The organism is Mesorhizobium sp. M0317 (assembly GCF_040321555.1).
GTDB lineage: Bacteria > Pseudomonadota > Alphaproteobacteria > Rhizobiales > Rhizobiaceae > Mesorhizobium.
Genome location: NZ_JAMYRV010000002.1, coordinates 172,400 through 197,560, shown reverse-complemented (window position 1 = coordinate 197,560; position 25,161 = coordinate 172,400). Strand labels below are relative to the sequence as shown.

The window sequence follows — 25,161 nt, the reverse complement described above, 5'->3', positions numbered from 1 at the left end:
CATTTCCGCAGCGGTCATTGGCGCAGCCGCCGGGATTTGTCGCGGCAACTCACTTCACGAGTTGCGGCAACTCCCTCAGTAACGCCGCGCGTGTCGCCGGGCCTTTCGGCATGTCGATCGGCTTGGTGTCGACGACCAGCCGGGCAAAGACGATCCGGCGGCCGCCCTTTTCGGCCCAGCCGACGAACCAGCCCAGCGCGCGCTTGTCCTTGCTGTTTCCCAGCCTGGTGCTGCCGGTCTTGCCCCGCACCGTCCAGCCGCCGGCCTGGAAAGTCGGCAGGATGGCTCGGGTCATCTCATGCGCCTTGGCAGAAACCGGCATCTTGCCGGCGAGCAGCCGGCGCAGGAAGGCTGTCTGTTCGACCGGCGATATCTCAAGCGAGGAATTTATCCAGGATTGCGTGAGCCCGTTGTCCTTGTCGGCATCGCCCGAGACATCCATGTTGCCGTAGCCGAATTTCGAGACGTAGCCGGCAAAGCTTTTTGCGCCGAGCCGGCGCACGATCTCGCGCGAATACCATACGATCGAGTCGCGCTCCCAAATCGTCGGGTCGACGGCTTTGTGGTCGCGGCTCACGGCCCTGAATTCAGGCTTGTAGTCCCAGGTCGGCGTATGCGCATCGCTCAGGATTCCGCTGTCGTAGCCGATCAGTGCCAGCGGCACCTTGAAGGTCGATGCCGGGCTGACGCGTTGGTCGCAGACGCCATTCTGGTAGAGCGTCTCGCCGCTCGCCGCGTCCTGGATAAGCGTACAGGCGACATCGCCAAGCGGCGCCGATTGCGCCCGCATCGGAAATCCCAGAAACCAGGCCAGCAGGAAGAGGACCGCGGCAATGATGAAGGGATGGGTTTCGATCCGACGCATGTGGGCTCTCCTGGGAATGAACAGGAGGCGCTTAGCGAAGTGTCTTGGCTCGATTTTGACTCAAATGCGCAGTCTTTGTGCAGGCCGTTGTTAACCTTACCGGATTGTAAAGAAATGCCGCGCTGGCGATCTGGGATCAGGGACCAGCGCACCCGCCGTCAGGCCTCGCCGCGCTTCCTGCCGATCTGCCAATAACGCCATGGCGTGAACCAGACGTAGCGCGGGGCGAGCACCTCCGGCACGCGGTCGATGCCGTGCGTTCCGAACGGCCCGCAGCGCAGCACGCGGAACAGCCCCATGAAGCCGCCGGCCCACAGGCCATGGCGGGCGATTGCCTCATGCGCGTATTCGGAACAGGTCGGCAGATGCCGGCAGGAATTGCCGACAAATCCGGACAGCGTCAGTTGATAGAGGCGCACCAGCGACGTGCCGAAAATGCGGCCGGGTGTTTTGCGCCAGGGACCGGGCCAGTTGCGTCCGCGCTGGGTCTGTCCGGCGGCATGCACATGCCGATGTTGGTCGCCCACCGCGGTCTCTTTCTGAACGTGATCCCCAACCCGGTTTCGGGATCAACTTGCGTTTCCAAGCCGATAGATGTGAGCTTCGGCAGGCAAACGCAATCCCATTCACGCACTCGCCTCTATGTCGGCTTCAGGGTCGCGAGCGGCGAAAGGGATGCCGCTCCGCTGGAGCCGCCCAGCGGGTGGCCGGCCTTTGCTCGGTGCGCTGCACATGATGCTGCCTGTCGCCATGCCACTGAAATGTCGCGATCCGCATCACATCGCAAAAGATTTCCAGTAACTGGATCATGGCCGCATCTCCTTTGAGACGGATTAGACGCCCGCTGGCCTTCGCCTTCAAACGAGTATAATTTCCGGTTCAGATAACTTCGGGTTATGCGAAATGAAGCGCGGACGGCTGCCCCTGACGGCATTGCGAAGTTTCGAGGCAGCCGGCCGGCAATTGAGCTTTAGCCGGGCCGCCGAGGAGCTGTTCGTCTCCCAGGCCGCCATCAGCCGGCAGATCCGCGAACTCGAGCAGTTCCTGCGCCAGCCCTTGTTCCACCGTCATCACCGTCGCGTCGAGCTGAGCGAAGCCGGCCAGCGCCTGCTCGATCAGTTGGTCAGGAGTTTCGACGACATCGACAGGCTGCTTTCGGACCTGGTGGCGGCCCCGGCGCAGTCGGTGGTTCGCGTCAGCGTCGAGCCGTCGCTGGCCTCTGTATGGCTGTTGCCGCGGCTCAACCGCTTCAGCCAGTTGCGGCCCGATATCGACGTTTCCCTCGAAGTCGACCCAAGGCCGATCGAGTTCCGCAGCGATCAGCCCGAACTCGCCTTGCGCTTCAGCGCGCGCGCCACCTCATGGCCGCGCAGCGAGGCCGAATGGCTCGCCTCGACCGTCGATTCACCGGTCTTGTCGCCGGCCTTGCTGGCATCGGGCCCTGCCCTCGAAAAGCCGCTCGACCTTGCCCGCTACACGCTGTTGCACGAGGAGAATCGTCAAGGCTGGGCGCGCTGGTTCGAGGCAGCCGGCGTGGCAGCCGACACCATTCCGGCGCGCGGCCCTATGCTGGCGGATGTGTCGCTGTCGAAGCAGGCGGCCCTGCTCGGCCACGGCGTGGCGCTGGGCGACCTCTTGCAGATCGGCGAGGAGATTGCATCCGGCGCGCTGATCAAGCCGTTCGACATTGATGTCGCATCGGGCGCCTACTGGCTGGTCGGCAGGAGTTTGAAGGACCTGGCGGAGCCGGCCAAGGCCTTCGCCGACTGGGTGAGAAGCGAATTTGCCGAAAGCAGACGGGCGCAGCAAACCAAGAGCCGCCTGACCGGCCTCAGCTAATTTGGCTTCTTGCGGAATTTTTCGAGGGCTTGGTCGAGCTTCTTCGCATCGATGCCCAGAGCCCTGTCCGAAGTATCCTGTCCCGGGTCGAATGTCAGCACGACATCACGCCACAGATCATAATGGGCCGTATAGGATGTCAGCCTGGAAAATGGTGCGCAGCGCGAGATGGCCCGGACAGCGGCCTCGGCAACCTTGTCCGGCGTCGGTGGCGCAGGGCTGAGGATTTTTGGCGGACCGGCGAGCGAACCGTCCTTGTTCAGGCTGAACTGGACGCGGACTATGCTGTGGGCGTCTACAGGTATGCTCCAGCAGAGCTGGATGGCCTTCTTGAGATACTCGCCGATATCGCGCTGGACCGCCACGTCCGCCCGGCTCGCGCCGCTGCTCAACGCAACTGCGCCAGCAAGGCTCGCGGCGAACACCAGGCTTTGGCGATCAAATGGCAAGGGTCACGCCGCCTCTTCCGCGCGCTTCTTCTCGATCTGGCCGATGGCGTCAACGACCGCATCGAAGGTCAGCATGGTCGAGGCATGGCGCGCCTTGTAGTCGCGCACCGGCTCCAGATATCTCAGATCGGCAAAGCGGCCTTGCGGCGGCGCGCCGTTTTCCTTGAGCATCTTCAGCACGGTGTCGCGCACCGCCCGCAATTCGTCGGCGCTGGCGCCGATGACATGTTGAGCCATGATCGAGGACGAAGCCTGGCCGAGGGCGCAGGCCTTCACGTCATGAGCGAAATCGGTGACGACGCCATTGTCCATCTTGAGGTCGACGGTTACCGTCGAGCCGCACAATTTGGAATGAGCCTTGGCGCTCGCATCCGGATGATCGAGCCGGCCTATGCGGGCGATGTTTCCGGCAAAACCCAGAATTTTCGCATTGTAGACGTCGTCAATCATATTTTTCCAATCCGTCGCCGCCAAGCGAACAGCGATTGCCGCTGTGACGTCTTTCATTCGCTGCGCACGACCATATATAATGCTGGCAGTCGGGTATCGACAAGGCAACGAAGAGCCATCGTCCTTGCCCATTTCGTTCACGCCGCTTGCGGGCTGGAAACCGGGCGAGTTTTCAGCACCCGAAAGGTCGTGGTCCGTTCAACTCGTTCCTCCTGAGAGAGGAACTACGGGAGACGCCTTTATGGATGCCGTCATCAAGAAAATCATGCCCCCTTCCGACTATCTGGACAGGCCGGTCACCGACAGGCCGAGCGAAGCCGAGGTCGAGGCCGCCGTGCGCACGCTGTTGCGCTGGACCGGCGACAATCCGGACCGCGAGGGCCTGATCGACACGCCCAAGCGCGTCACCAAGGCCTTTCTCGAAATGTTCAACGGCTATGACATGTGCCCGGCCGAAGAACTCGGCCGCACCTTCGAGGAAGTAGCCGGCTATGACGATCTCGTCATCGTCAGGGACATCCAGTTCCACTCGCATTGCGAGCACCACATGGTGCCGATCATCGGCAAGGCGCATGTCGGCTACCTCCCGGACGGCAAGGTCGTCGGCCTGTCCAAGATTGCCCGTGTGGTCGATATCTTCGCCCATCGCCTGCAGACCCAGGAGGCCATGACCGCACAGATCGCCGGCGTCATCCAGGACGTGCTCAATCCGCGCGGTGTCGCCGTCATGATCGAGGCTGAGCATATGTGCATGGCCATGCGCGGCATCCGCAAGCAGGGCTCCACCACGCTGACCTCGACCTTCACCGGCGTGTTCAAGGACACGCCCGAGGAACAGGTCCGTTTCGTCACCATGGTGCGCGGCCTCGGGGCGTAAGCCCCTCGCCGGCATCGCTAGATCAAGGACCGGCGATGTCGGCACTAACATTTCCCAAGGCTCCATCAGACAAGAAGGCCCTCGAAGAAGGCGCGGTGTTTTCCCCGCGTTTCGATGCTGCCGGGCTGGTCACCGTCGTCGTCACTGACGCCGCTGACGGTATGCTGCTGATGGTCGCGCATATGAATGCCGAGGCGCTGGCGCTGACGCTCGAAACCGGCATCGCGCACTACTGGTCGCGCTCGCGCAGCACGCTGTGGAAGAAGGGCGAAACATCAGGCAATTTTCAGACCGTCGTCGAGATGCTCACGGATTGTGACCAGGACGCCATATGGTTGCGCGTCAAAGTGTTGGGCCACGACGCAACTTGTCACACCGGCCGGCGTTCATGTTTTTATCGGACGGTGGGGCTAATCGGCGGCAAGGCAACGCTTGCCGACGATGGCAGCACGCCGCTGTTCGATGCGGAAAAAACCTATCGGAAGCCCGCGTGAACCATTCAACAGTCGCAAACCACTCATATTCACTATTCTCAAACGTCCTTCCTGTAGAACGGACGCGGGACAAGGGAGATCATGATGCTCGAGTGGGCGTCATTGCGTAGCAGACCGGACGTGCGGGAGGCCAATGGCCCCTCATCGTCCGGCGGCGTGCCTGACCCGCAACCCGCGGGCAAGACAGGCATTTCGCTCGCGCTGGGCGGCGGCTGCGCACGCGGCTGGGCGCACATTGGCGTGCTGCGCGCGCTCGACGAAGCCGGCATCGAAGTCTCAATGATCGCCGGCACCTCGATCGGCGCGCTGGTTGGCGGCTGCTATCTCGCCGGCAAGCTGGACGAACTCGAGGAGTTCGCCCGCAGCCTGACCAAGCGGCGCATCTTCGGCCTGCTCGATCTCAATCTGCGCGGCAGCGGCCTGTTCGGCGGCATGAAACTGGACGTCAGGCTGCGCGAGCACATGGCAGGCATCCGCTTCGAGGATCTGACGAAACCCTTCGTCGCCGTTGGCGCCGAAATTCGCACCGGCCATGAGATCTGGCTGTCCAGCGGTTCGCTGATCACCGCGATGCGGGCTTCCTATGCGCTGCCCGGCGTGTTCGAACCGGTGAATTGCAACGGCCGCATTCTGGTCGACGGCGCGCTGGTCAACCCGGTTCCGGTTTCGGTCTGCCGCGCCTACGAGCAGCCGCTGGTCGTCGCGGTCAACCTTCACTACGATCTGTTCGGCCGCGCCGCCGTCATCAAGCACAGCGCCGGCGAACTGCTCATCGAGAAGGACGCGCCCCGGCCAGGCCAGGCCAGCCCCGACCACCAGCCGCACCAGAGCCGTCTCGGCATCACCGGCGTCATGGTCGAAGCTTTCAACATCATCCAGGACCGGATTTCACGCGCAAGGCTGGCGGGCGATCCGCCCGACATGTCGCTGCAACCGAAACTCAGCCATATCGGCTTGACCGAATTCCACCGCGCGGATGAGGCGATCAGCGTCGGTTACCAGGCGACGATGGCGCAGATCAGCGAGTTGAAGCGGCTGCAGACGGTTCTCGCTTAAACCAATTCGGCAATGTCAGGCTTTGGCTGCATCGGTGATGCGGAACTGCACCGTGCGGTTGCCGTTCCAATAATTCCCCGACAGCGAGCCGGCTACATGGATCGTGTTGCCCCTGTTCTTGAACAGGAATTCGCCCAGCGCGGTATCGACGGATCGAAAGGCGATGCCCTGGATGCGGCCGCCGCTTTCCGACTGCAGATCGGCCCGGATGTGGTTGGTGCCGACGGCCCGCGCGTCGGCCAGCCGATGGCGCGGCAGCGCGAACACCGGCGCGACATGGCCGGCGCCGAAAGGCCCGGCCTTTTCCAGTGCATCGAGCAAAGCAATCGTCGCGCCCTCGGCGGCGAGCGCGCCGTCGACGGCCAGACTTTCTTCGTCCTGCAGCCGGAACACTTCGGCCGCCGCGCGCTCCTCGAAGAAAGCACGGAGTTCGCCGAGCTTGGCGCGTTCCACCGTGATGCCGGCGGCCATGCCGTGGCCGCCGCCCTTGACGATCAGCCCGGCATCGGCGGCTGCGCGCACCAGCCGTCCGAGATCGAAGCCCGACACCGAACGGCCGGAGCCGGTGCCGATGCCATTGGCGTTGAAGGCGATGGCGAAGGCCGGCCGCCGCGCATGGTCCTTCAGCCGCGAGGCGATCAAGCCGACAATGCCGGGATGCCAATTGGTGCTGGCGGTGACGATGATGGCCGGCCCGTTGCCGCCGGCAAGTTCGGCGTCAGCCTCGGCGCGCGCCGCTGCCAGCATCTCCAGCTCCATCTGCTGGCGTTCCTGGTTGAGCCGGTCGAGTGTCTCGGCAATGGTCCTGGCCTCAACCGGATCGTCGGTGGCGAGCAGCCGGCTGCCAAGTGCTGCATCGCCGATGCGGCCGCCGGCATTGATGCGCGGCCCAATCAGATAGGCGAGATGAAAGGTGCTTATCGGCTCACCAATGCGGGACACCCGCGCCAGTGTGGCGAGCCCCTCATTCTTCTGCTGCCGCGCCATCTGTAGTCCCTTGACGACGAAAGCGCGGTTCACGCCGATGAGCGGCACCACATCGCAAACCGTGGCCAGCGCCGCCAAGTCGAGCAACGACAACAGGTCCGGTGGCGCTGCGTCGGGCAATCGGCTGCGCAGGACCCTCGCCGTCTGCACCAGAGTGAGGAAGACGACACCGGCGGCGCACAGATGGCCTTGCCCGGAAAGGTCGTCCTCGCGATTGGGATTGACGACCGCGGTCGCCTCCGGCAGCGGGCCGCCGACCTGATGGTGGTCGAGCACCACCACATCGGCGCCTGCGGCCTTGGCGGCATCAATGGAGACAGCGCTGTTGGTGCCGCAATCGACGGTGACGATCAGCGTCGCGCCGCGCGAGACCAGTTCGCGCATAGCCTCCGGATTGGGGCCGTAGCCCTCGAAGATGCGGTCGGGAATGTAGATCTCCGAAGGCACCAAGAAATGCGTCAGGAAGCGTTTGAGCAACGCCGAAGAGGCGGCGCCGTCGACATCGTAGTCGCCGAAGATTGCCACCTTCTCCTTGGCCATGACCGCTTCGGCGATGCGGGTCGCAGCCTTGCCCATGTCGGTCAGCGAAGCCGGATCCGGCAACAGATTGCGGATCGTCGGATCGAGGAAGCGCTCGGCCTGGTCCGCGGTGACGCCCCGCCCGGCGAGCACGCGCGCCACAATGTCGGGCACGCCGTGGCCCTGCGCTATGGCGAGCGCAGTCATGTCCTGCCGCTCGCTCAACCGGTGTTCCCAGGAAACACCGGTCGCCGACTGCCTGACATCGAGGAAGAAGCGTTTGTCGCCCGTCATAGGAGGCGTAATCTATAGATTGTCATTTCCGGCAATATGCGACGGCTAAACAGGAAAGTCTCAAAACTTTTCCACATCCTGGTGACGCGCCTTGATCTCGCGGCTCACGCCTCCGCCCGAGCCCGATGATGATTGGTGGGTTCGACCTGAAATCTCAATCCGGCTCCAAATCAAAAAGATAGAGCATTATGGCGTCTGAACCACTTTTCAGCAGCAGCATCAATCGGTTAAAGGAGAAAAATGACTTGGCTTAGCCCGCACGCTCGATGCGAATAACCTGCGGCTTGTCTGTGAGGTGGCCGTCCTTGGTGATGCCGTCGACAGCCTTGCGCACGGCTGCTTCCGTGGTCTCGTGGGTGACCAGGATCACCGTCTTTTGCGCGTCCGTCTCGCCGCTGACGGCATGCTGGACGATCGATTCCAGCGAAATATCATTGTCGGCCATGCGCTTGGCGATCGCGGCAAAGACACCGATGCGGTCGTGCACGGTCAGCCGGATGAAATAGCCGCCGGCATGGCTGCGCATCTGCGCCTTCTTGTAGGGGCGCAGTTCCTTGGCCGGCAGGCCGAACACCGGACCGTGCTGGAAGCCCGGCCGGCTCTTTGCGATGTCGGCGATATCGCCGACCACGGCGGACGCGGTGGCGTTGCCGCCGGCGCCCGGGCCGGAGAGCAGCAGTTCGCCCAGAATGTCGGTTTCGATGGCCACTGCATTGGTCACGCCATGCACCTGTGCGATCACCGACGCGGTCGGCACCATGGTCGGGTGCACGCGCTGCTCGATGCCGCTGTCGGTGCGCTGCGCGACACCGAGCAGTTTTATCCGGTAGCCGAGATCGGCGGCAGCGCGGATATCGGCCTGGCTGATATTGGAAATGCCTTCCATGTAGATGTCGTTGGCGGCGATCCTGGTGCCGAAGGCCAGGCTGGTCAGGATCGACAATTTATGCGCCGTGTCATGGCCCTCGATATCGAAAGTCGGATCGGCTTCGGCGTAGCCCAGCCGTTGCGCGTCCTTCAGGCACTCGTCGAAGGAGATGCCCTCGGCCTCCATGCGGGTCAGGATGTAGTTGCAGGTGCCGTTCAGGATGCCGAAGACGCGGGTGACCGAATTGCCGGCCATCGCCTCGCGCATCGTCTTGATGACCGGGATGCCGCCGGCAACTGCCGCCTCGTAGTTGAGCAGCACGCCCTTCTTCTCGGCGATTTCGGCAAGCGCCACGCCGTGCTTGGCCAACAGCGCCTTGTTGGCGGTGACGACGTGGCGCCCAGCCTCAAGTGCTGCCTTGACCGACGAACGCGCCGGGCCTTCATCGCCGCCGATCAACTCGACAAAGACGTCGATGTCGGCGGTCTGCGCCATCTTCACCGGATCATCGAACCATTTGGCGGCGCTGAGGTCGACGCCACGGTCGCGCTTGGCATTGCGAGCCGAAACAGCGGTGACGATGACATCGCGTCCGCACTGGCGCGTCAGTTCCGCTGCCTTGTCGCGCAGCACGCGCGCCACCGAGGCGCCAACCGTACCCAGACCCGCAATTCCAACACGCAACGCTTCAGCCATGCCCGGCGACGCCCCTCAAAAAATCTGCTCGAATAAGATGTGCGGCGACTTTAGCGATGCGCGGCGAGCGGCACCACATTGTTCGGCTGCTTGGCGCTGGACGCCAGGAAGCGCTTGATGTTGCGCGCCGCCTGCCGGATCCGGTGCTCGTTCTCGACCAGCGCGATGCGGACATGATCGTCGCCATGCTCGCCAAAGCCGATGCCCGGCGCCACCGCCACGTCGGCGTGCTCGATCAGGAGCTTGGAAAACTCAAGCGAGCCGAGATGCTTGAACGGCTCCGGGATCGGCGCCCAGGCGAACATCGAGGCAGCCGGTGCCGGAATGGTCCAGCCGGCGCGGCTGAAGGCATCGACCATGACGTCGCGGCGCTTCAAATAGACCTCGCGAACTTCGGCGATGTCGGCGCCGTCGCCATTCAGCGCATGCGCCGCCGCCACCTGGATCGGCGTGAAGGCGCCGTAATCGAGATAGGACTTCACCCGCGTCAACGCCGAGATCAGCCGCTCATTGCCGACGGCGAAGCCCATGCGCCAGCCAGGCATGGAGAAGGTCTTCGACATCGAGGTGAACTCGACGCAGACATCGATGGCGCCCGGCACCTGCAGCACCGAAGGCGGCGGATTGCCGTCGAAATAGATCTCCGAATAGGCAAGGTCCGACAGGATGATGATGTCGTTCTTCTTGGCGAAGGCGACCACGTCCTTGTAGAAATCGAGCGAGGCGACCAGCGCCGTCGGGTTCGACGGATAGTTGAGGATCAATGCCAGCGGCTTCGGGATCGAATGACGGACACCGCGCTCGAGCGCCGGGATGAAGCCGTCATCCGGCTCGACCTGCAGCGAACGGATGACGCCGCCCGACATGATGAAGCCGAAAGCATGGATCGGATAGGTCGGGTTGGGGCACAGGATCACGTCGCCCGGCGCGGTGATCGCCTGCGCCATATTGGCGAAGCCTTCCTTCGAACCGAGCGTCGCCACCACCTGCGTGTCGGGATTGAGCTTCACGCCGAAGCGGCGCTGATAATAGGCGGCCTGGGCGCGGCGCAGACCTGGGATGCCGCGGGAGGAGGAATAGCGATGCGTGCGCGGATCGCGCACCACTTCGCACAATTTGTCGACGATCGCCTTCGGCGTCGGCAGGTCCGGATTGCCCATGCCAAGGTCGATAATGTCGGCGCCGCGCGAACGGGCGCTGGCCTTCAGCCGGTTGACCTGCTCGAACACGTAGGGCGGAAGCCGGCGGACCTTGTGAAATTCTTCCATGTCAGTTCCAGACGATTTAAGATTGGCTTCAGCACAGTTGGCTTGGCTAGGCGCCTTTGGCAAAGACCGCTTTCGGCGCGCGATATAGCCTTATTTGCAGGTAGGGTCGAGGGCGGGATCGCATTTGGCTTCGATCTGCTTCAGCGTGTCCTTGCCATGGTTCTTCGCCAGCGAGTTCAGCGCCGCCGGGCTGGTGGACGGGGCACCGCCGCCGCCCTTGGCCACTTGCCCCTGCTGTTCGCCCTTCAACTGGGCAAGCTTGGCCTGCGTCTCCTCAGGGGTGAGTTGCCTTGCCGCCACCTGCGGCGGGATGTTGAGATTGGGATAAGAGCCGGTGTCCTGCGCGCCCTGGGTCAGGCCGACATTCATCCCGTTGCCGGTGTTGGCGCTCGTGCAGCCACTTGCCGCCAGCAGCCCTGGCGCCAGACAGGCGATTGCAACCGCGATGCGGCAAAAGCGGCCTGCCCCCGAAAAAATGGTCTCGCCGGTGTTAATCGTCATATTGTTTTCCTGGCAGCCGGGGTACAGCGCATTGGACCCGGTCAGATGTCCCATGATAATATGTCAAGAAAACGCCTCGGGAGGAACCCCGCGAGCCATGTCCAAAACACCTGATTCGAGCAAAGCGGAAGATGATCAATCTTCGACCGTCGAGCAATATCTGGTGAAAGACCCGGAACGCTTCGCGTTGAACATGGCGCGTATGGTCGAACAGGCCGGCAAAGCCGCCTCCGCCTGGGCCGAGCCGCGCGAAAAAGGCGAGGTGCGCGATCATGTCGCCGAACCCGTGGTCGACATGGTCAAAACCTTTTCCAAGCTCAGCGAATATTGGCTGGCCGACCCGCAACGCGCGCTGGAAGCGCAGACGCGACTGTTCGCCGGCTACATGACGGTCTGGGGCAACGCCATCCAGAAGGTTAGCCCGAATGCTGAAGCGCCGGACGATGCGGTCAAGCCCGAGCGCGGCGACAAGCGTTTTCAAGACCCCGAATGGGGTCGCAACGCTTTCTTCGATTTCCTCAAACAGGCCTATCTCGTCACCTCGCGCTGGGCGGCCGACCTGGTCGAGCACGCCGAAGGCCTCGACGACCACACCCGCCACAAGGCGAGCTTCTACGTCAAGCAGGTGTCCAATGCCATCTCGCCGTCGAACTTCATCCTGACCAATCCGGAGCTGTTTCGAGAAACCGTCGCCTCGAATGGAGAAAACCTGGTGCGCGGCATGAAGATGCTGGCCGAAGACATCGCCGCCGGCAAGGGCGACCTGAAGCTGAGACAAGCTGACTATTCGCCCTTCGAGATCGGCAAGAACGTCGCGACATCTCCCGGCAAGGTGGTCGGCCGCAGCGATGTCGCCGAAATCATCCAGTACGATCCGACGACGGAGACGGTGCTCAAGCGCCCGCTGCTGATCTGCCCGCCCTGGATCAACAAGTTCTACATCCTCGATCTCAACCCGCAAAAGTCCTTCATCCGCTGGGCGATCGAGCAAGGCCATACCGTGTTCGTCATCTCCTGGATCAATCCCGACGAGCGGCACGGCGCCAAGGGCTGGGAAGCTTACATACGGGAGGGCCTGCAATACGGCCTCGACACGATCGAGAAGGCGACCGGCGAGAAAGAGGTCAACGCCATCGGCTATTGCGTCGGCGGCACGCTGCTGGCGGCCGCACTCGCACTGCTGGCACAGGAAGGCGACAACCGCATCAAATCGGCGACCTTCTTCACCACGCAGGTCGACTTCACCCATGCCGGCGACCTGAAAGTCTTCGTCGACGAGGACCAGGTGGCAGCGGTCGAGAAATCGATGAACGAAAAGGGCTACCTCGACGGCACCAAGATGGCGACCGCCTTCAACATGCTGCGCTCGGGCGACCTGATCTGGCCTTATGTCATCAACAATTACATGCGCGGCAAGGATCCCCTTCCCTTCGACCTGCTCTACTGGAACGCCGATTCCACCCGCATGGCGGCCGCCAACCACTCCTTCTACCTGCGCAACTGTTATCTCGAGAACAATCTGACGCGTGGCGTGATGGAACTCGCCGGCCGCACTTTGTCGCTGGCCGACGTCACCATCCCGGTTTACAACCTGGCGTCGAAGGAAGATCACATCGCGCCGGCCCTTTCCGTGTTTCTCGGCTCGCAATATTTCGGCGGTGACGTCGAGTTTGTGATGGCTGGTTCCGGCCACATTGCCGGTGTCGTCAACCCGCCGGCAGCCAAGAAATACCAGTACTGGACCGGCGGCAAACCGACAGGCGATTTTGACCAGTGGCTCGCCTCCGCGGTGGAGCATCCCGGCTCCTGGTGGACGCATTGGCAGCACTGGATCGAGACCCAGGACGACACCCTCGTTCCGGCCCGCAAACCGGGCAAGCACATGAAAACCCTGGGTGATGCCCCCGGCACCTATGTGAAGGTGCGTGTGTAACGGCCGGCACCTTTTGCAGGTGCCTGTGTGTAACGGAATGTAATGTCTGGTGAGTTGACGAGCCGGCAAAACGGGGCGAAATGGTGTCGTCAACCTTCAAGAAGCCTCAATTGGCCTCCAACGAGCAAATAATTCAGAGGCTTGCAGAATTGACACAAGTCTCGTTTCCGGTTTGGGAACACAAGGTTATTGGATGTGAACGTTTCGACGCCGCACCAATAGCATGCCGACCGGACACCGAGGGGGAATTTAGTTTTGAAATCAGTAGGATCGCGTCTCGCGGGGAGAGAAGGTCGCACTATAGCGGCAGCGCTTTTCTCCGTGCTTCTGGCGTCCTGCACCTCCGCTGGCGACCCCACAATGTCCGTCGGCATGCCTGGCTACAACGCGACCGCTTCTGACATCGCCGCGGCTTCCGGCGCCAGCCCTGCGGCGCCGGGCGATTCGACCGTGCAGGTCACATCCACCGGGCCGCAGATGATGATGACGGCAGCGGGCGATGCGACACTGCCCGAGCAGGTCGCCTATGTGCCGGTGGCCAAGCCCGGCACCGGCTTCCCGGTCAATGTTCCCGCCGGCTCCGAAACCATTGTCGGCCAGACGCCGCAGTCGCTGCAGCAGTCAGCACAGACCGCGGCCGCAACGGACGCCGTGGCGCAGAAGATCGCCGCCGCCGATGCCGGCGTGACCGCGCCGAAACCGACTGCCGCGGCACCCGCGCCCGGCGAGGTCTACGTGACCGCCGCGCCCCAGCAGATCGACACGCCGAAGAAGGGCTTCCTGGCCTCACTGTTCAGCACCACGCCAACCTCGGCGGCACCTGCTCCGCTGGTCAACTCGCGCTCGGGCGAACAGCCTGCGGTTGCTGCCCAGAAGGCCGCCCCGGCAAAGCCGATCATCACGTTGGCCTCAGCCAGTTCGGCCGACAAGCCCTTGCAGCTTGCCTCGCTTGGCAACGAGAGCAACCACATCACCGGCAGCGATGCCTTGCCCGGCGTGCGCCAGACGGCGCTGTTCGAGATCAAGCGCAAATCCGGCCTCGACGACGAAAGCGACGTCGACCTGAACGAGGACGAGGGTTCGGGCGGCGCCTATCAGGTGGCTTCCGCCGCCGGCCTCGCCCGGCTGGCGCCCAACGGCCTGTTGAAGCAAAACGAGAGCGTCGACGTCGCCTGCCTGAAGCCGTCGCTGGTGCGTGTGCTGAAGACCATCGAAGGCCATTACGGCCGCAAGATGATGGTCACATCAGGCTACCGCGACCCGGCCCGCAACCGGCGCGCCAACGGCGCCAAGAATTCGCTGCACATGTATTGCGCCGCCGCCGACATCCAGGTTCCCGGCGTCTCCAAATGGGAACTGGCGAGCTACATCCGAACCATGCCCGGCCGCGGTGGCGTCGGCACCTACTGCCATACCGAATCCGTTCACGTCGACGTCGGCCCCGAGCGCGACTGGAACTGGCGCTGCCGCCGGCGGGGGTAGCATCCCCATTCGGCAAACGGGCCGAGGGGCTGTTAGCAGCCCGCCGTTTTTTCCGATTACCTATCAGCGACGTTCGAGATTAGCCGAGGCACCCGCGACTTCGTCATCTTATGGCGAAGCAAGGAGCGCAGCGACGCAGCGCAGACGCGAGGATGACGACTGCGCGGCGCATTCGTCCAAAGATGTGCAACGACGCGAGGCCAGAAAACCTGCGCTTGCTCACCAAACTGGCCGTTTTCGCCCCTCTTGAAAAAAGTTTCCGCATCTGGCGGCTGATGGGTTGCCGGTTGGCAACAACGCAATTATAAGCCGCTTCGTCTGAGCGCGCCCATCGTCTAGCGGTTAGGACACCGCCCTTTCACGGCGGTAACAGGGGTTCGATTCCCCTTGGGCGTACCAGGTTTTTCCAAGCGATAACAGGTAGTTAGAACACGGCCGGAATTCGGCGCCAGCACGGCGGGCTAACTACGGGGTAATATGGCGGGCGAATCGCGGGCGGGCCGTCAGTGACACCGGACGGCCCGCATCGCGCTGTCGGGGTAGGAGAAGCCCCGGCTGCTGCGTTCTGTCAGGCGCGGAGAGCCTCCTGCACCGCCCGCTCGGACGCCTCGGCCCGCTCGACAATCTCGCTGTTGCTCAGGCCGGTGTAGAACCTGACGATCAGCTGTCCGGCCCGGTCGATGTCCTCGACGGCGCGGCCCAGCCGCTGCATCCGGTCGATGTCCGGGCCGTGGCGCTCCGCGCGCCACCGATGCCGAAGCATCTCCATCGTCTCGGCAGTGATGCCGGAGAGCATGGCCGGACCATTGAGCACGGCGGCGACCACAGTGTCGTCGGCAACTGCGGCGACCAGCGCGGCGGCGCGCTGCTTGTCGGTCATCGAGGCAAACCGGGCGCGCACCTCGCTGGCGAGCATGACGTCGACTGGGGTGGTGGGCCGGGGCGGCGCGCTGGTCAGCGCTGCCAGCCGGTCGATCTCCTTGACGGCAGCCGCCCTTGCGGCGTCCAGCTGGCGCAGCCCCGGCTCCACGGCGCGCCAGCCCTTGTCCTTTACCTCTCGGTGGCGCGCCGGAACCGTGACCATCTCGTTCGCCATAACGGCAGCGGCGATCCGCTTGGCCTTCTCGGTGGCGATCCGCGCGGCCTGCATAGCGTCGTGCATGATGCCGATTGTTGGATCTCCGACGACCTCCTTCGTCTGCGGATCGCGAGCATAGTGCCGGGCGATCATCTCCTCGTGGATGCTGACGGGAACGTTGTCCCTGTCCTTCATTGGTGCTGGCATGGATCTATCTCCTAGTTGACGTGAAGCCTGAGTGGCGGCAGCTGCTTGGCGACGATGGGCTTGCCGTCGACCGCGCTGATACCCGGCCCGCGATGCCACGACCGGCCGGGCGACTCGGCCGCCTTGAAGTGAAGGACCCCGTCGTAGCCGACCGATCCTGTTGCCGCCCGTGGCCGGGAGGCGACGCCCAGCGCGCCGACGACAGCGCCCGCCACCGCGTTGGCAATGTCGTCGTGAGCGCCGGGTGCGTGGTCGACGATGTCTCGGCCTCCCCGGCTGGTGCGCCGCTCCAGGCCTACAAGCTGTTCTTCCAGCTTTCGCAGGTCGAGCAGGCTTGCCCTGCCGGAGTTCATTGCCGGCACCAGCGAAAGGTACAGCTCCGAGCGGGTCATGTCGGCCAGCCGGTAGCTGATGCCGTGGCGCCGAAAGAGCTCGCGGGGGAACTCGCCGCCGTAGCGGTCGCCGGTCACCTCGCTGGCGCCGTAGGAATGGATCAGCTGCGCAAACTCGGCAACGACCGCCTCGGGCGAGAATGGCGGGACAGTCTCCCTCACCGCGTCGAGGATCACGTCCTCGCCCTCGCAGTGGGCTATGGCCAGCGTCATGCTGTCGGCGCTGCCGCCGGACGGATCGACAAAGGCAAAGTACCTGTGCCGGCGCGTAGGGCCGCGCTCGCGGATGCCGGGGGAGACGCATGCGGCGACGGCTTCGCGGGTAAGCAGCATCTCCATGTCGGCACGGAACTCGGCCATGTACTCGGCGCGGGCCGATGCGGCATCGCGCTCCGTCGCCTCGTCGATCAGCGACTGCGGCACCGATGGGTTCATCTCGCGGGTAGCGGCGCGCCAGACCAGCGGCGCGCCCTCGGCCGCCCAGTGGCGCCGGAAGGCATCCCACAGCGCCCCGCGCCGGGCGTAGGGGCTGGAGGCGCAGATCAGCATGGCACCCGGTATCGTGGCCATACCGGGGCGAATGGCGTCGAGAATGGCATAGTCGGGCTCTGCGCTGTCGTCGGTCCGCCAGAAGGCAATCTCGTCGCACAGCACAGCCGCGAAGGTGTAGCCGCGTGTCGACCGGTGCGAGGCCGTGCCGACCTCTATGGTGACGGCATTGTTCAGGTCGACGGACTCGGTGGTCTGGTTCTCCACCTTGGACTTGAGAAGCGGGATGTTGTTCAGCAGGCCGTCGACGTAGCGCATGATGGTGCGCGCCTGCTTCCTATCGGCGGCGATCACAAGGATCGTGGCGCGCTCCCCTGGCTGAAGGTACTGATGGTACTGGCGGAAGCAGGCCAGGTACACGGCCACCAGCGCCATGACGAAGCTCTTGCCGCCGCGCCGGCCGACTACCAGCCACGCCTCGGACGAGGCAGCTGTGGGCAGCGCGGTGCGGCCGGTGTGGTGCCGGTAAAGGGCCGCCTGCTCCTCCTCCATCGGCAGGCCGAACAGGGCCGCAAGGAAGGCGAACCAGACCTCCCAAGTCTCTCGGCGGCGAAACCATCTGCCGAACAGGTTGGGGTCGGCCGACGCTGCTAGGATGCTCAGGGGAGCGGTGCTCACTGGCTGCCTCCGCTCAGGTATTGGTCGAGGGTCGGGGTAATGTCGCGCGACCGGCGCTGGAGCCCTGTCATGTCAAGCAGGCGGCGCAGGGTGTTGGCGCCGCGCTGGTACATGTCGAGGTCGGGATGCGAGATTTGGTCCGGCGCGGCGTTGGCAAACCGCCGCTCCAGCTTCTCCATCTCGATGGTCAGCACGGAAATGCGGCGGACGACGCTCTTCTCGGCCTCGGAGCAGGCATCGGCACCGCCAAGGTCCGAGATGTGCAGGGCCATGACCTCTCGCACTCGCCGCGCCCAGTAGGTGCGGCCGTCGAGGCCGGGAAGCAGGCTGTGCCCGTTCGTAACGCGGGTGCGCTCAGTCGGTGCCGACATCACGACCGATGAGCGCAGATCGTTCCTCACGGCAGCGCATCCGGCTTTGCGGCCTCGTCGAGCTCGCTCTCCAGCGATGCCTCCTCGAAGCCGATGATGCCTGCCTTCTGGCATCGGGCGAGCTGCTGGATGCCCTGCTGCCGGCTGTGCACGGCTCGAAGAAAGTCGCCGACCGTCATCCCGTCGCGGAAGATGCCCGATCCGACCCTCGACCTGATGCGAATGACATCGGCCAGCGTTACGCCGGTCGTCTTGAAGCCACCGTTGTCCGGCGGCATAGTCGGGGCCGGTGGGGGTGGCGTCTTACGGGTATAGGCCTGCCTTTTAGGGCGCATATTTGCTCCGATATTACCCTGTCGGAGCGTATTATAAGCTGGGATGCCAGCTAACGCCTTAAGTTTGCTGGCCTTTTCGGGTTAGCGCGGGTAAACGGATTCCGCCCTGATACGGCGGATAGCTTAGAGCGCTCAACCCGCAAAGCATATCGGCTTTTGAGCCTAAAGTCTCAGTTTGGGTCTGGAAGCCTCCGCCTGAGCACCCCAACGACCTTGCCATAAATGCGGCCTTCCAATGCCGTAAGGGAGGCTGTCAAATCAAGGTCCTGGCCAAGCTTATGTGTCCAAGTTCCGTCGCCAAGCTGGCGCGCGGCATGCGTAGGCTTAACCCCATCTGCATATATGGCGATCTTCTCATAGCCAGGTTCATGGGCGATCGTGTCGCCCGCGACTTCCCTGAAACCTCGACTTTTGAATGCCTTGATAAAGGCTTTGATGGTCAGTTTGTTAGGTGCATGGCGCGGCCAATAGGCTACGTTCCCATTCGGTCCGATCCCGACTGGCCACCACCAATTGGTGTTGTCATGAACTGCCCAAGCTATGCAATTGTAGTCAGGCGTAGGACAACTGGTTTTAACGTATCCTTCGACGGCTAGGCCGGGAAACGTATTTAGGAGATCATAGTGGTTCAGAATTCGATGCCCTTTTCGCGACCCCATTGTAGCCAAGCTGCAGCCATCTTCTGCATATTGCCAGCATCATTTCGAGACACTGGATTGGCGCCCGTGAGAATTTGCAAAGCATAGAACCAGTGTTTGGGTTCCCTTTCAAGGTCCTTGAGGATCAATGGTACAACCACACTTCCTAGATTGATGATTTGCTGGAGCGATTTATTACTTACGATATCGTCCATTGAGTTAGTAAAGCGCGTTTCGCGAACCCACGAGTCAGCAAGCTGCTGAAATCGTTGAGCAATTGTCTCACTTGCTCCTACTGGAACCCGCTTCAGAGCACTGAACGCCACCGACTTACTGCCTACCGATCGCCGCTTAGAAGTTGAAGCAACTTCCGACACGAGTATCGAGTAGTCTCCTCCGTCATTGCTAGTTGCTGCGCTTGTTTTTCCGAACACTTGCCTTTGCCCCTATTTTCGATTCTCTATCGGCGATAATTGCTAAATTTGCATTGAGCCAGTTCACCAGCGCCTGAGCAGTGGCAGGATTAATTATCACATCCACATCCATTTCTCGGATTATACCAGCTCTGACAACGGTGTGCTCTGGGACGAGGTCCCCAAGTGTTCCGTCGGCATTCTTCGCATAGACCTCTAGGCGCGGTATTGCTGGCCGATTGCTGAACAGTGAAAAGTGAATATTCCCTTCTGGCGTCACCGCTCCAATCGCGCCGTCAGCGTGTATGACCCGGAAATAGGCGCTTTTGATGTATTCGAAGACGACAACTTCATCATTCGCTTTGGCAGTCGCTTCCGGGACCGGCCGTCCTCTAGCAGTTGCCTTCGCCATTGGCCATCCTTCCATCCTACGGGTCTTTAGGTAGAGCTCAGTCCGTAAAAGTAGGTTTTTCGCGAGATTGTCAAATGTGCACGATTGATCCAACGCGACTCGAATCTGACGGGAGGCGACCAGTGCCCCATGCATAGTATAACGATTGATCTTTGCGAAGTGCTAATAATAGAGCCTCAGATAACGGTGCCAAGGACGCTGCGGGCCTGCCAACCCCGCTGAAGCGTCTCTCCCAACCCCCTTTACCCTGCCCGTCGCGCGCAAGCGCTGGCGGGGCTGGCAGCGGGCGGCACGGCTGACCGCGCGGTTTGGTGCGGCGCGCCCGTCCCACGATACCGGGAAGGCGGTAAGGTGCGGGCGTTTAGCTTCTTACCGCCTTATCGTCTTTAGCCTCTAAACAAGGGGGTAAAGCCGCTAAAGAAGGTAAGAATATTTGTCCAGGGTAGTTCTTACCGCCTTCCGGCCCTAGAGAGGAAGCTCCTCCTGCATTCCCGGCATAAAGCACCACCAGCGGCCGGCGCTGGCGTTCTCCTTGTTCGAAATCACGCCGACGGCCTTCTTCGCGTTCTTCAGCGTGCCGGTCGATATACCCTCGTTGGCTGCCGCCGCGTCCAGCTCCGCCGAAAGCATGCGGCCGCCCTTCAGAGTTCGCCGCAGAAACGCCTTTGCATCGTCCATGGCCGATGGTCGCCGGCCCGGCTTTGGCTGTTCCTGGAACCCGATGGCGGCATCGGCGCTGATGCTTACCTGCTCGTCCCACTCGATTGCTGGTGCGAATATTCCGTTGCCTATGTCTCGCGACACGACCCTGAAGGCCAGCGATTGGTCCGCGCCGTCGGGACCGATGTTGTTCTTCGCCACCGTGAGCAGCCGCCTACCGGTCTCGACCTTCTCGATCTTGCCGTCTTCGCCTTCAGCCTCGACCATCTCCTTGGCCACAATGCAGGCGAGCCGGGCGGCCGCCACGAATGCGCCGCTTCCGGTTACGCTGCCTATGGCCTCGCGCCCGCCTGCCTTGATCAGGTGCGAAACGCAGACCACAGCAACACGGTGCCGCTCGGCGAGCTTCTGGACCGGGGCCAGAACGCCACGAACATCGGAGTTTCGGTTGCTGTCGACCTTGCCGCCGAGATAGGCCGATATCGGGTCGATGATCACCAGCCGGTAGTCGCCTCGCTGGCCAAGAGTTCGGTCCAGCATCTCGACATCGGTGCTTAGGTCGAAACCGCGCTCGCCTGTCCTTGTCTTCACCGCATCGAGAACATCGACCATCTCTGCATCGCCACCGGCAGCAAGAAATCGAGGCTTGAGGGTGTCGCTGACATCGTCTTCGGCCGACAGGACAAGAGTCCGCCCCTGCTCCGCAAAACCTTCTCTGAAAGGCCACTCGCCGCCGTTGCTCACCGTCGCCGCTAGAAACATTGTCAGCTGGGACTTGCCTAGGCCCGGATGGCCGGCCAGCAGCGACAGCTTTCCTATCGCGAACCTGTTCGGCCACAACCACTCGACCTGCGTTACCGGAACTTCAGACAGGCGGGTCAGGCGCGGCGCATCGCCGTTCTTGATCGCTCGTGGTGGCTGCCCAAGGCGCATTCCGGCAGTAATGTTGCGAAGCCATTGGGCATCGAAATCGGCATCATTCTTGCCGCGCCTATGCCACGACTGTCGGGCACGATGCTCGGCATTGTCGACATCGACGGCTATCTCCGATGCCCAGCGTCCGATGTCGCGCGCGACGCCCATCAGCGTGTCGTCAGCCTTGCCGATTTCAGCATTCGAGAGCCGCTGGAGGGCAACGGCAAACCATGGCTCGAAGTCACTAGTTTGCGCTGTAGAGCTCGGCGCCGTTGACGGAGCCGCCCTGCATAGGTTGGACATCTGGCCGGCCATTATCGCGTTCTTGTCGGCCCAGTTGATGAACTCCGAGGTGGTCATGACCATGCCACCCTTCTTGACGCAGTACCGGTTGGTTTCTTCGCCGCCGAAATACGGCATGTTCAGCCAGCTAGGCCACTGTGTTTCTTCTGCCTTGCTCTGCTTTGGAAATATCTCCGTTGCAGAAGGCATTCCAAGCCGAGCGGCCATGCCCTTCAGCGCGCTACGCATTTCCGACGCTGAAACCGGTTCTTCCAGAAAGAGGAACAGGTGAGCGCCGCCAGACTTTGATCGGCAGACGCACAGCGGAAGCTTCTCCTTCTCAACAGCATCGAAGATGGCTGCCAGATCCGCGTCGTACGCGTCCACGTCAATCGCGCCCCAGGCAACTCTGTCACCCTCCATCAGAGGGCAGATTCCGAGAGGTCTGCTTCCTTCCAAGTGCCGCCGCCACAGCTCTAGTGTCGCGCCACCTGACTTGATGGTTCTTGCCGATCCCTTGATCTCGACCTTTTTGCCTGGCTGGGACTGCTTGGCAGAACGGTCATCGTAGGTGCCATGGTGTGAAGTTGCTCCGGCAAGTCGCCGAAGCAATTGCCCGGCATATACGCCAAGCTGATCTTGAACAGGGTTACCCATCACCGCGACGCGTCCGGCTTCCATGTGACGAACGGGCGGCGGCCGGCAGGGCGATCAAGCCGAAGATCGTGAACCCAGTCGTCGTCGAGGGCAGCTTCTGGGTCCAATCCCGACTTCTGAAGGACGGCAACGTCGTCTGCCTGCGCTGCGAGCATGGCTGCCCAAGCATTGTCGTTCTCGAATTCGCTAGGCCAGCCCAAGTCTAGCGGCACGGCCTCGTTGCGCCAAATAATTGATCGCTCAGAACAGCGCCAGACAGCCTCGTGCAGCCGCTTGGTCTCGTAATCCCGTCGATCCACCGGTGCCTCAGGCCTCAGCGCCAGCGACCCACTCTCAATCGGCACAAAGGTCGTTCCGGTAAGCAGTTTGTATGCGATAAATGGAGGGTTCGGCTCGCTTAGCGGTTCCAATCGGAAGACGTAAGTTAAGCATTCAACTTCGCCGTAAAAGCGACGACCAATCTTTGCGAAGTGGGGAAACATGATCTTCATGTTGGCGCCCTCAACGCGCGTCAGCTGGGCGACTGCCCTGCTGCGCCGCCGTTGCCTTTCGCTTCAGCATTGCAGCGCTGCGCTCGGCGATCTCGGCCGCGCGGCCAGTCGGGTTCTGCATGGCCAGCTTCCACTCACGCTCGGCCTCTGCGGTGATTAGCACCTTGGCCCCAACCCGGTATGGCTTTGGGCCAAGCCCCTGCGCGATGAGCTTGTGGAATAGAGTCGCAGACATGCTGTTCCTGAGACAAAACTCGTTTATAGTGTACGAACTCTTCTCAAGAAGCGCGAGCTTGAGCGCTTCCATCTTTCTCTCAGAATTATCGAGTATATCTTGCATATATGGCTCCTGATTTACTTCCAGAAGCCGGTTATAACCCCTGCGGTCCGGGGCCAATAGCTCCGCGCGCTTAGGGCGCGGGGGTTACGAGCTCTGCCCTCTCAACATCCTCGATCAGCAACTTGAGGGGCGTGCGGCCAGCGAGATAAGCGCTCTCCACGCGAGCCTCCGCATCCTGAATCGACTCGCCCGCCTCGCGCTTCGCATGGGCCAAAAGCTGCACCGCCTTCTCTCTCATCAGCTTGGGGGATTTCTTCGGAAATAGACGATGTAGCATTCGCTTATAAAGACTAATGCTGTTCTTGGTCTCGGTTGGATCGAGCTTCTTGCTAACCTTCTTCCGCGCCGAGGTCTTGTGGAACGCTCCATGCTCTATCAGGCCAGCGACAACAACAGCCAAGCCCTGAGAGGCCTCCCCGGAGCGTAACGCCCTCTGCAGCGCCTTCCAGCCTGCCGCCCCGCCCGACAGGTGATTTCGGTAACCGTCGAGCACCGCCCTCTTCTCGACGGCGGTCAGCCACAGAATGCCGTGCAGGGCATTGTCGAGCACGTCGTCCCCTGCTTCTGCCACAAGCTCCTGCTCATCTGCAAAGTCGTGATCCTGCTGCTCGAACCACGCAAGAAAGTGCTCGCTCGGCGAGTCCCAATCTGGCCTCGCCACCCCGGCCGGACTCCAGCTCTCATCGGGCTGAGGCTGCTGTGAGAAATCGAGTGTGTACTTTTCGATCTTCCGTGTCGTCATCGCGCAGCATCCAGCGACGCCAAGTTGGCCGGCGCGACTATGCCGAAGCGGGGCGCGAAGCTTCGTATCATTTCGTCGCGATAGTCCTCGGTCAGGTGGCCGTAGTGCTTCTCCACCATACGCGTGTCGGCGTGGCCAAGGTTTTCGGCAACCATCATTAGCGGCATACCCGCCATCACCGCCAGCGAGGCCCATGTGTGCCTCAGCTGGTGGAAGCCGACTGCCGGCACAATCTTCGCCGCCGCGCAGGCCGTTAGCATTGGCCGTGCCTGATGCGACTTGCCCCACCCGTCGCCGTCGGCGCGGCGAAACACCAGCTGGCTGGCGGGCCTGCCAGCGGCGAGCGCTTGGAAGAATGCTGTGCCTTCCTCCGTCAGCCTGACGTCGCGCGGCTTTCCACTCTTAGACTCCCTCACCGCCAGCCGCCCTCGGCCGAAGTCTTCCACGGTCAGCCGGCATAGCTCGCCATATCGGCAGCCAGTCAACAGCGCTGCCTTCACCAGATCGCGAAAGCCTGACTCGGCGCCGGCAGCATTAATGAGGCGTTGCGCCTCGACGACCGAAAGATGTCCGGGCCGCGACACGTCCACCATTCCGAACGGCTCAAGTAAGCGCCACGCACGGTCGTCGATGTCGGGATGCCTACGACACGCTCGGTTGAGCGCCGCCTTGAGTACGGTCACCGTGCGGTTGACGGTGGCGCGGCGCGCGCGCACCTCGTCCGGGGAGGCAGGTGCGGCGCGATAGCGCTGATCCTTGCCCGGTTTTGTCCGAAGCCTTGCCGGGGCAGCCGCAAGCTTATCGCGCCAGACCTCCAGCTTTGCCAGTGCGAGGTCGGCGACCTTCAGAGAGCCCAGATCGGGCAGAATGAAAACTCGCGCCCGGCGCTCGGCCTCGTCGCCGGTCTTACGCTCGGCTCGAAGAAACCTGATGTAGTCTTCGACGGCTTCGGCCACCGTGATCGACGAGCCGATCACCACGGGGGTCGCTGCCTGCTCGGCGGTGGCGTGTGCGGCGCGCTGCGCATCGGCGAAAGAAAGAACGCCCCTGCCGTCGGCGTCCTGATAGTCGTCCGCTAGGCCGAGGCTGTTCTTGAGATAGCCGCTCTTGGTGTCGGCGGTCTTGCCGACATAGCGCCGCGCCATCCACACGCCCGGCGTTCCCGGCTTGCGCCTGCGATAGCCTAGATGAAGCTGTCCGGGTACCAGCGTGCGCCAGTGAACCGTCTCGCCGCTGAGCAGCCGCTCCCGCGCAGTTCTGGTCTCAAGCTTTGCGTCTCTTACCGTCTTTGCCATCGAAATCCCCTGTGTCCACCCACCGATCCGGGCTAACATAGGGTAATATGCGGAGCAGGCATGCGCTAGGCCCTACGGGACCGCGCAGGAAATAAACAAGTCTTTTCATGATGATGACTAGTCTGGCGCGTTCCCGGACGGTCCCGGAAAAGCTCCGGACTGGCCCCTTTCACGGCGGTAACAGGGGT

At 62.5% G+C, this 25,161-nt stretch carries 26 protein-coding genes and 1 tRNA gene; 7 read left to right on the top strand and 20 right to left on the bottom strand.

Going from position 1 to position 25,161, the window contains the following annotated elements; translation table 11 throughout:
• Positions 1 to 49: 49 nt before the first annotated feature.
• Positions 50 to 865 (bottom strand): class D beta-lactamase, encoded by an 816-nt coding sequence (blaOXA, locus tag NKI88_RS03285; protein WP_352653723.1) that lies wholly within the window; start codon positions 863 to 865, stop codon positions 50 to 52.
• Positions 866 to 1,023: 158 nt separating this feature from the next.
• Positions 1,024 to 1,392, bottom strand: coding sequence for a membrane protein insertion efficiency factor YidD (gene yidD / locus NKI88_RS03280; protein WP_352653722.1), 369 nt, complete (start codon positions 1,390 to 1,392; stop codon positions 1,024 to 1,026).
• Between the two features lie 376 nt (positions 1,393 to 1,768).
• Between yidD and NKI88_RS03275 the strand changes: the two genes are divergently transcribed.
• Positions 1,769 to 2,704, top strand: a complete 936-nt coding sequence (locus NKI88_RS03275; RefSeq protein WP_023710655.1) for a LysR substrate-binding domain-containing protein — start codon at positions 1,769 to 1,771, stop codon at positions 2,702 to 2,704.
• On the opposite strand, the gene tolA is transcribed toward NKI88_RS03275, so the two are convergent.
• Complete coding sequence (tolA, locus tag NKI88_RS03270; protein WP_156935491.1) at positions 2,701 to 3,096, bottom strand: cell envelope integrity protein TolA; 396 nt, start codon at positions 3,094 to 3,096, stop codon at positions 2,701 to 2,703. The genes NKI88_RS03275 and tolA overlap by 4 nt on opposite strands.
• Positions 3,097 to 3,156: 60 nt before the next feature.
• The gene (locus NKI88_RS03265; RefSeq protein ID WP_023710657.1) at positions 3,157 to 3,603 is read right to left on the bottom strand and encodes an iron-sulfur cluster assembly scaffold protein; all 447 of its coding nucleotides are present in this window, start codon (positions 3,601 to 3,603) and stop codon (positions 3,157 to 3,159) included.
• Positions 3,604 to 3,844: 241 nt separating this feature from the next.
• Here NKI88_RS03265 and folE point away from each other — a divergent pair, with 241 nt between their 5' ends.
• The 3 genes from folE (at position 3,845) to NKI88_RS03250 (ending at position 6,030) form a co-directional block, all read left to right on the top strand.
• The gene (folE, locus tag NKI88_RS03260) at positions 3,845 to 4,480 is read left to right on the top strand and encodes a GTP cyclohydrolase I FolE (RefSeq protein ID WP_023710658.1); all 636 of its coding nucleotides are present in this window, start codon (positions 3,845 to 3,847) and stop codon (positions 4,478 to 4,480) included.
• Between the two features lie 35 nt (positions 4,481 to 4,515).
• The gene (gene hisI / locus NKI88_RS03255) at positions 4,516 to 4,974 is read left to right on the top strand and encodes a phosphoribosyl-AMP cyclohydrolase (RefSeq protein WP_023695458.1); all 459 of its coding nucleotides are present in this window, start codon (positions 4,516 to 4,518) and stop codon (positions 4,972 to 4,974) included.
• Between the two features lie 84 nt (positions 4,975 to 5,058).
• Positions 5,059 to 6,030, top strand: a complete 972-nt coding sequence (locus tag NKI88_RS03250) for a patatin family protein (protein ID WP_023667624.1) — start codon at positions 5,059 to 5,061, stop codon at positions 6,028 to 6,030.
• A 15-nt stretch (positions 6,031 to 6,045) separates the two neighbouring features.
• Here NKI88_RS03250 and recJ read toward each other — a convergent pair whose 3' ends face one another.
• The 4 genes from recJ to NKI88_RS03230 form a co-directional block, all read right to left on the bottom strand.
• Positions 6,046 to 7,830 carry a single-stranded-DNA-specific exonuclease RecJ gene (recJ, locus tag NKI88_RS03245; protein WP_023701219.1) on the bottom strand — a complete coding sequence of 595 codons (1,785 nt, stop codon included), beginning with the start codon at positions 7,828 to 7,830 and terminating at the stop codon, positions 6,046 to 6,048.
• A 250-nt stretch (positions 7,831 to 8,080) separates the two neighbouring features.
• Positions 8,081 to 9,394 carry a homoserine dehydrogenase gene (locus tag NKI88_RS03240; protein ID WP_352653721.1) on the bottom strand — a complete coding sequence of 438 codons (1,314 nt, stop codon included), beginning with the start codon at positions 9,392 to 9,394 and terminating at the stop codon, positions 8,081 to 8,083.
• A 50-nt stretch (positions 9,395 to 9,444) separates the two neighbouring features.
• A complete protein-coding gene (locus tag NKI88_RS03235) occupies positions 9,445 to 10,662 on the bottom strand; it encodes an LL-diaminopimelate aminotransferase (protein WP_023681615.1) in 1,218 nt (405 codons plus the stop codon).
• Between the two features lie 90 nt (positions 10,663 to 10,752).
• Positions 10,753 to 11,163 carry a hypothetical protein gene (locus tag NKI88_RS03230; RefSeq protein WP_023744797.1) on the bottom strand — a complete coding sequence of 137 codons (411 nt, stop codon included), beginning with the start codon at positions 11,161 to 11,163 and terminating at the stop codon, positions 10,753 to 10,755.
• A gap of 97 nt (positions 11,164 to 11,260) precedes the next feature.
• On the opposite strand from NKI88_RS03230, the gene phaC reads away from it, so the two are divergent.
• The 3 genes from phaC (at position 11,261) to NKI88_RS03215 (ending at position 14,977) form a co-directional block, all read left to right on the top strand.
• Positions 11,261 to 13,096: a class I poly(R)-hydroxyalkanoic acid synthase gene (gene phaC, locus NKI88_RS03225; protein WP_023818132.1), complete on the top strand. Its 1,836-nt coding sequence runs from the start codon at positions 11,261 to 11,263 to the stop codon at positions 13,094 to 13,096.
• A 360-nt stretch (positions 13,097 to 13,456) separates the two neighbouring features.
• The gene (locus NKI88_RS03220) at positions 13,457 to 14,578 is read left to right on the top strand and encodes a YcbK family protein (protein ID WP_023691126.1); all 1,122 of its coding nucleotides are present in this window, start codon (positions 13,457 to 13,459) and stop codon (positions 14,576 to 14,578) included.
• Between the two features lie 324 nt (positions 14,579 to 14,902).
• Positions 14,903 to 14,977, top strand: a tRNA-Glu gene (locus NKI88_RS03215).
• Between the two features lie 169 nt (positions 14,978 to 15,146).
• Here NKI88_RS03215 and NKI88_RS03210 read toward each other — a convergent pair.
• The 12 genes from NKI88_RS03210 to NKI88_RS03160 all read right to left on the bottom strand — a co-directional run bounded on the left by NKI88_RS03210 (position 15,147) and on the right by NKI88_RS03160 (position 24,973).
• Positions 15,147 to 15,863 (bottom strand): hypothetical protein, encoded by a 717-nt coding sequence (locus NKI88_RS03210; RefSeq protein ID WP_352653720.1) that lies wholly within the window; start codon positions 15,861 to 15,863, stop codon positions 15,147 to 15,149.
• An 11-nt stretch (positions 15,864 to 15,874) separates the two neighbouring features.
• Positions 15,875 to 17,422 (bottom strand): terminase large subunit domain-containing protein, encoded by a 1,548-nt coding sequence (locus NKI88_RS03205; RefSeq protein WP_352653719.1) that lies wholly within the window; start codon positions 17,420 to 17,422, stop codon positions 15,875 to 15,877.
• On the bottom strand, positions 17,419 to 17,823 hold the full coding sequence (locus tag NKI88_RS03200; RefSeq protein WP_352653718.1) for a hypothetical protein: 405 nt from the start codon (positions 17,821 to 17,823) through the stop codon (positions 17,419 to 17,421). The genes NKI88_RS03205 and NKI88_RS03200 overlap by 4 nt, the downstream gene beginning before the upstream one ends.
• Positions 17,820 to 18,071, bottom strand: a complete 252-nt coding sequence (locus tag NKI88_RS03195) for a hypothetical protein (protein ID WP_352653717.1) — start codon at positions 18,069 to 18,071, stop codon at positions 17,820 to 17,822. The genes NKI88_RS03200 and NKI88_RS03195 overlap by 4 nt, the downstream gene beginning before the upstream one ends.
• A gap of 227 nt (positions 18,072 to 18,298) precedes the next feature.
• Positions 18,299 to 18,787 (bottom strand): DUF7689 domain-containing protein, encoded by a 489-nt coding sequence (locus tag NKI88_RS31815; protein ID WP_502909418.1) that lies wholly within the window; start codon positions 18,785 to 18,787, stop codon positions 18,299 to 18,301.
• Complete coding sequence (locus tag NKI88_RS03190) at positions 18,757 to 19,143, bottom strand: hypothetical protein (protein ID WP_352653716.1); 387 nt, start codon at positions 19,141 to 19,143, stop codon at positions 18,757 to 18,759. Before NKI88_RS03190 ends, NKI88_RS31815 begins: the two co-directional genes overlap by 31 nt.
• 28 nt (positions 19,144 to 19,171) lie before the next feature.
• A complete protein-coding gene (locus tag NKI88_RS03185; protein ID WP_352653715.1) occupies positions 19,172 to 19,591 on the bottom strand; it encodes a hypothetical protein in 420 nt (139 codons plus the stop codon).
• A gap of 465 nt (positions 19,592 to 20,056) precedes the next feature.
• The gene (locus NKI88_RS03180) at positions 20,057 to 22,129 is read right to left on the bottom strand and encodes an AAA family ATPase (protein WP_352653714.1); all 2,073 of its coding nucleotides are present in this window, start codon (positions 22,127 to 22,129) and stop codon (positions 20,057 to 20,059) included.
• Positions 22,105 to 22,596, bottom strand: a complete 492-nt coding sequence (locus tag NKI88_RS03175) for a hypothetical protein (RefSeq protein WP_352653713.1) — start codon at positions 22,594 to 22,596, stop codon at positions 22,105 to 22,107. Before NKI88_RS03175 ends, NKI88_RS03180 begins: the two co-directional genes overlap by 25 nt.
• Before the next feature lie 10 nt (positions 22,597 to 22,606).
• The gene (locus NKI88_RS03170; RefSeq protein WP_352653712.1) at positions 22,607 to 22,903 is read right to left on the bottom strand and encodes a hypothetical protein; all 297 of its coding nucleotides are present in this window, start codon (positions 22,901 to 22,903) and stop codon (positions 22,607 to 22,609) included.
• Between the two features lie 103 nt (positions 22,904 to 23,006).
• Positions 23,007 to 23,678: a hypothetical protein gene (locus NKI88_RS03165; RefSeq protein WP_352653711.1), complete on the bottom strand. Its 672-nt coding sequence runs from the start codon at positions 23,676 to 23,678 to the stop codon at positions 23,007 to 23,009.
• A complete protein-coding gene (locus tag NKI88_RS03160; protein ID WP_352653710.1) occupies positions 23,675 to 24,973 on the bottom strand; it encodes a tyrosine-type recombinase/integrase in 1,299 nt (432 codons plus the stop codon). The genes NKI88_RS03165 and NKI88_RS03160 overlap by 4 nt, the downstream gene beginning before the upstream one ends.
• Positions 24,974 to 25,161: the final 188 nt, after the last annotated feature.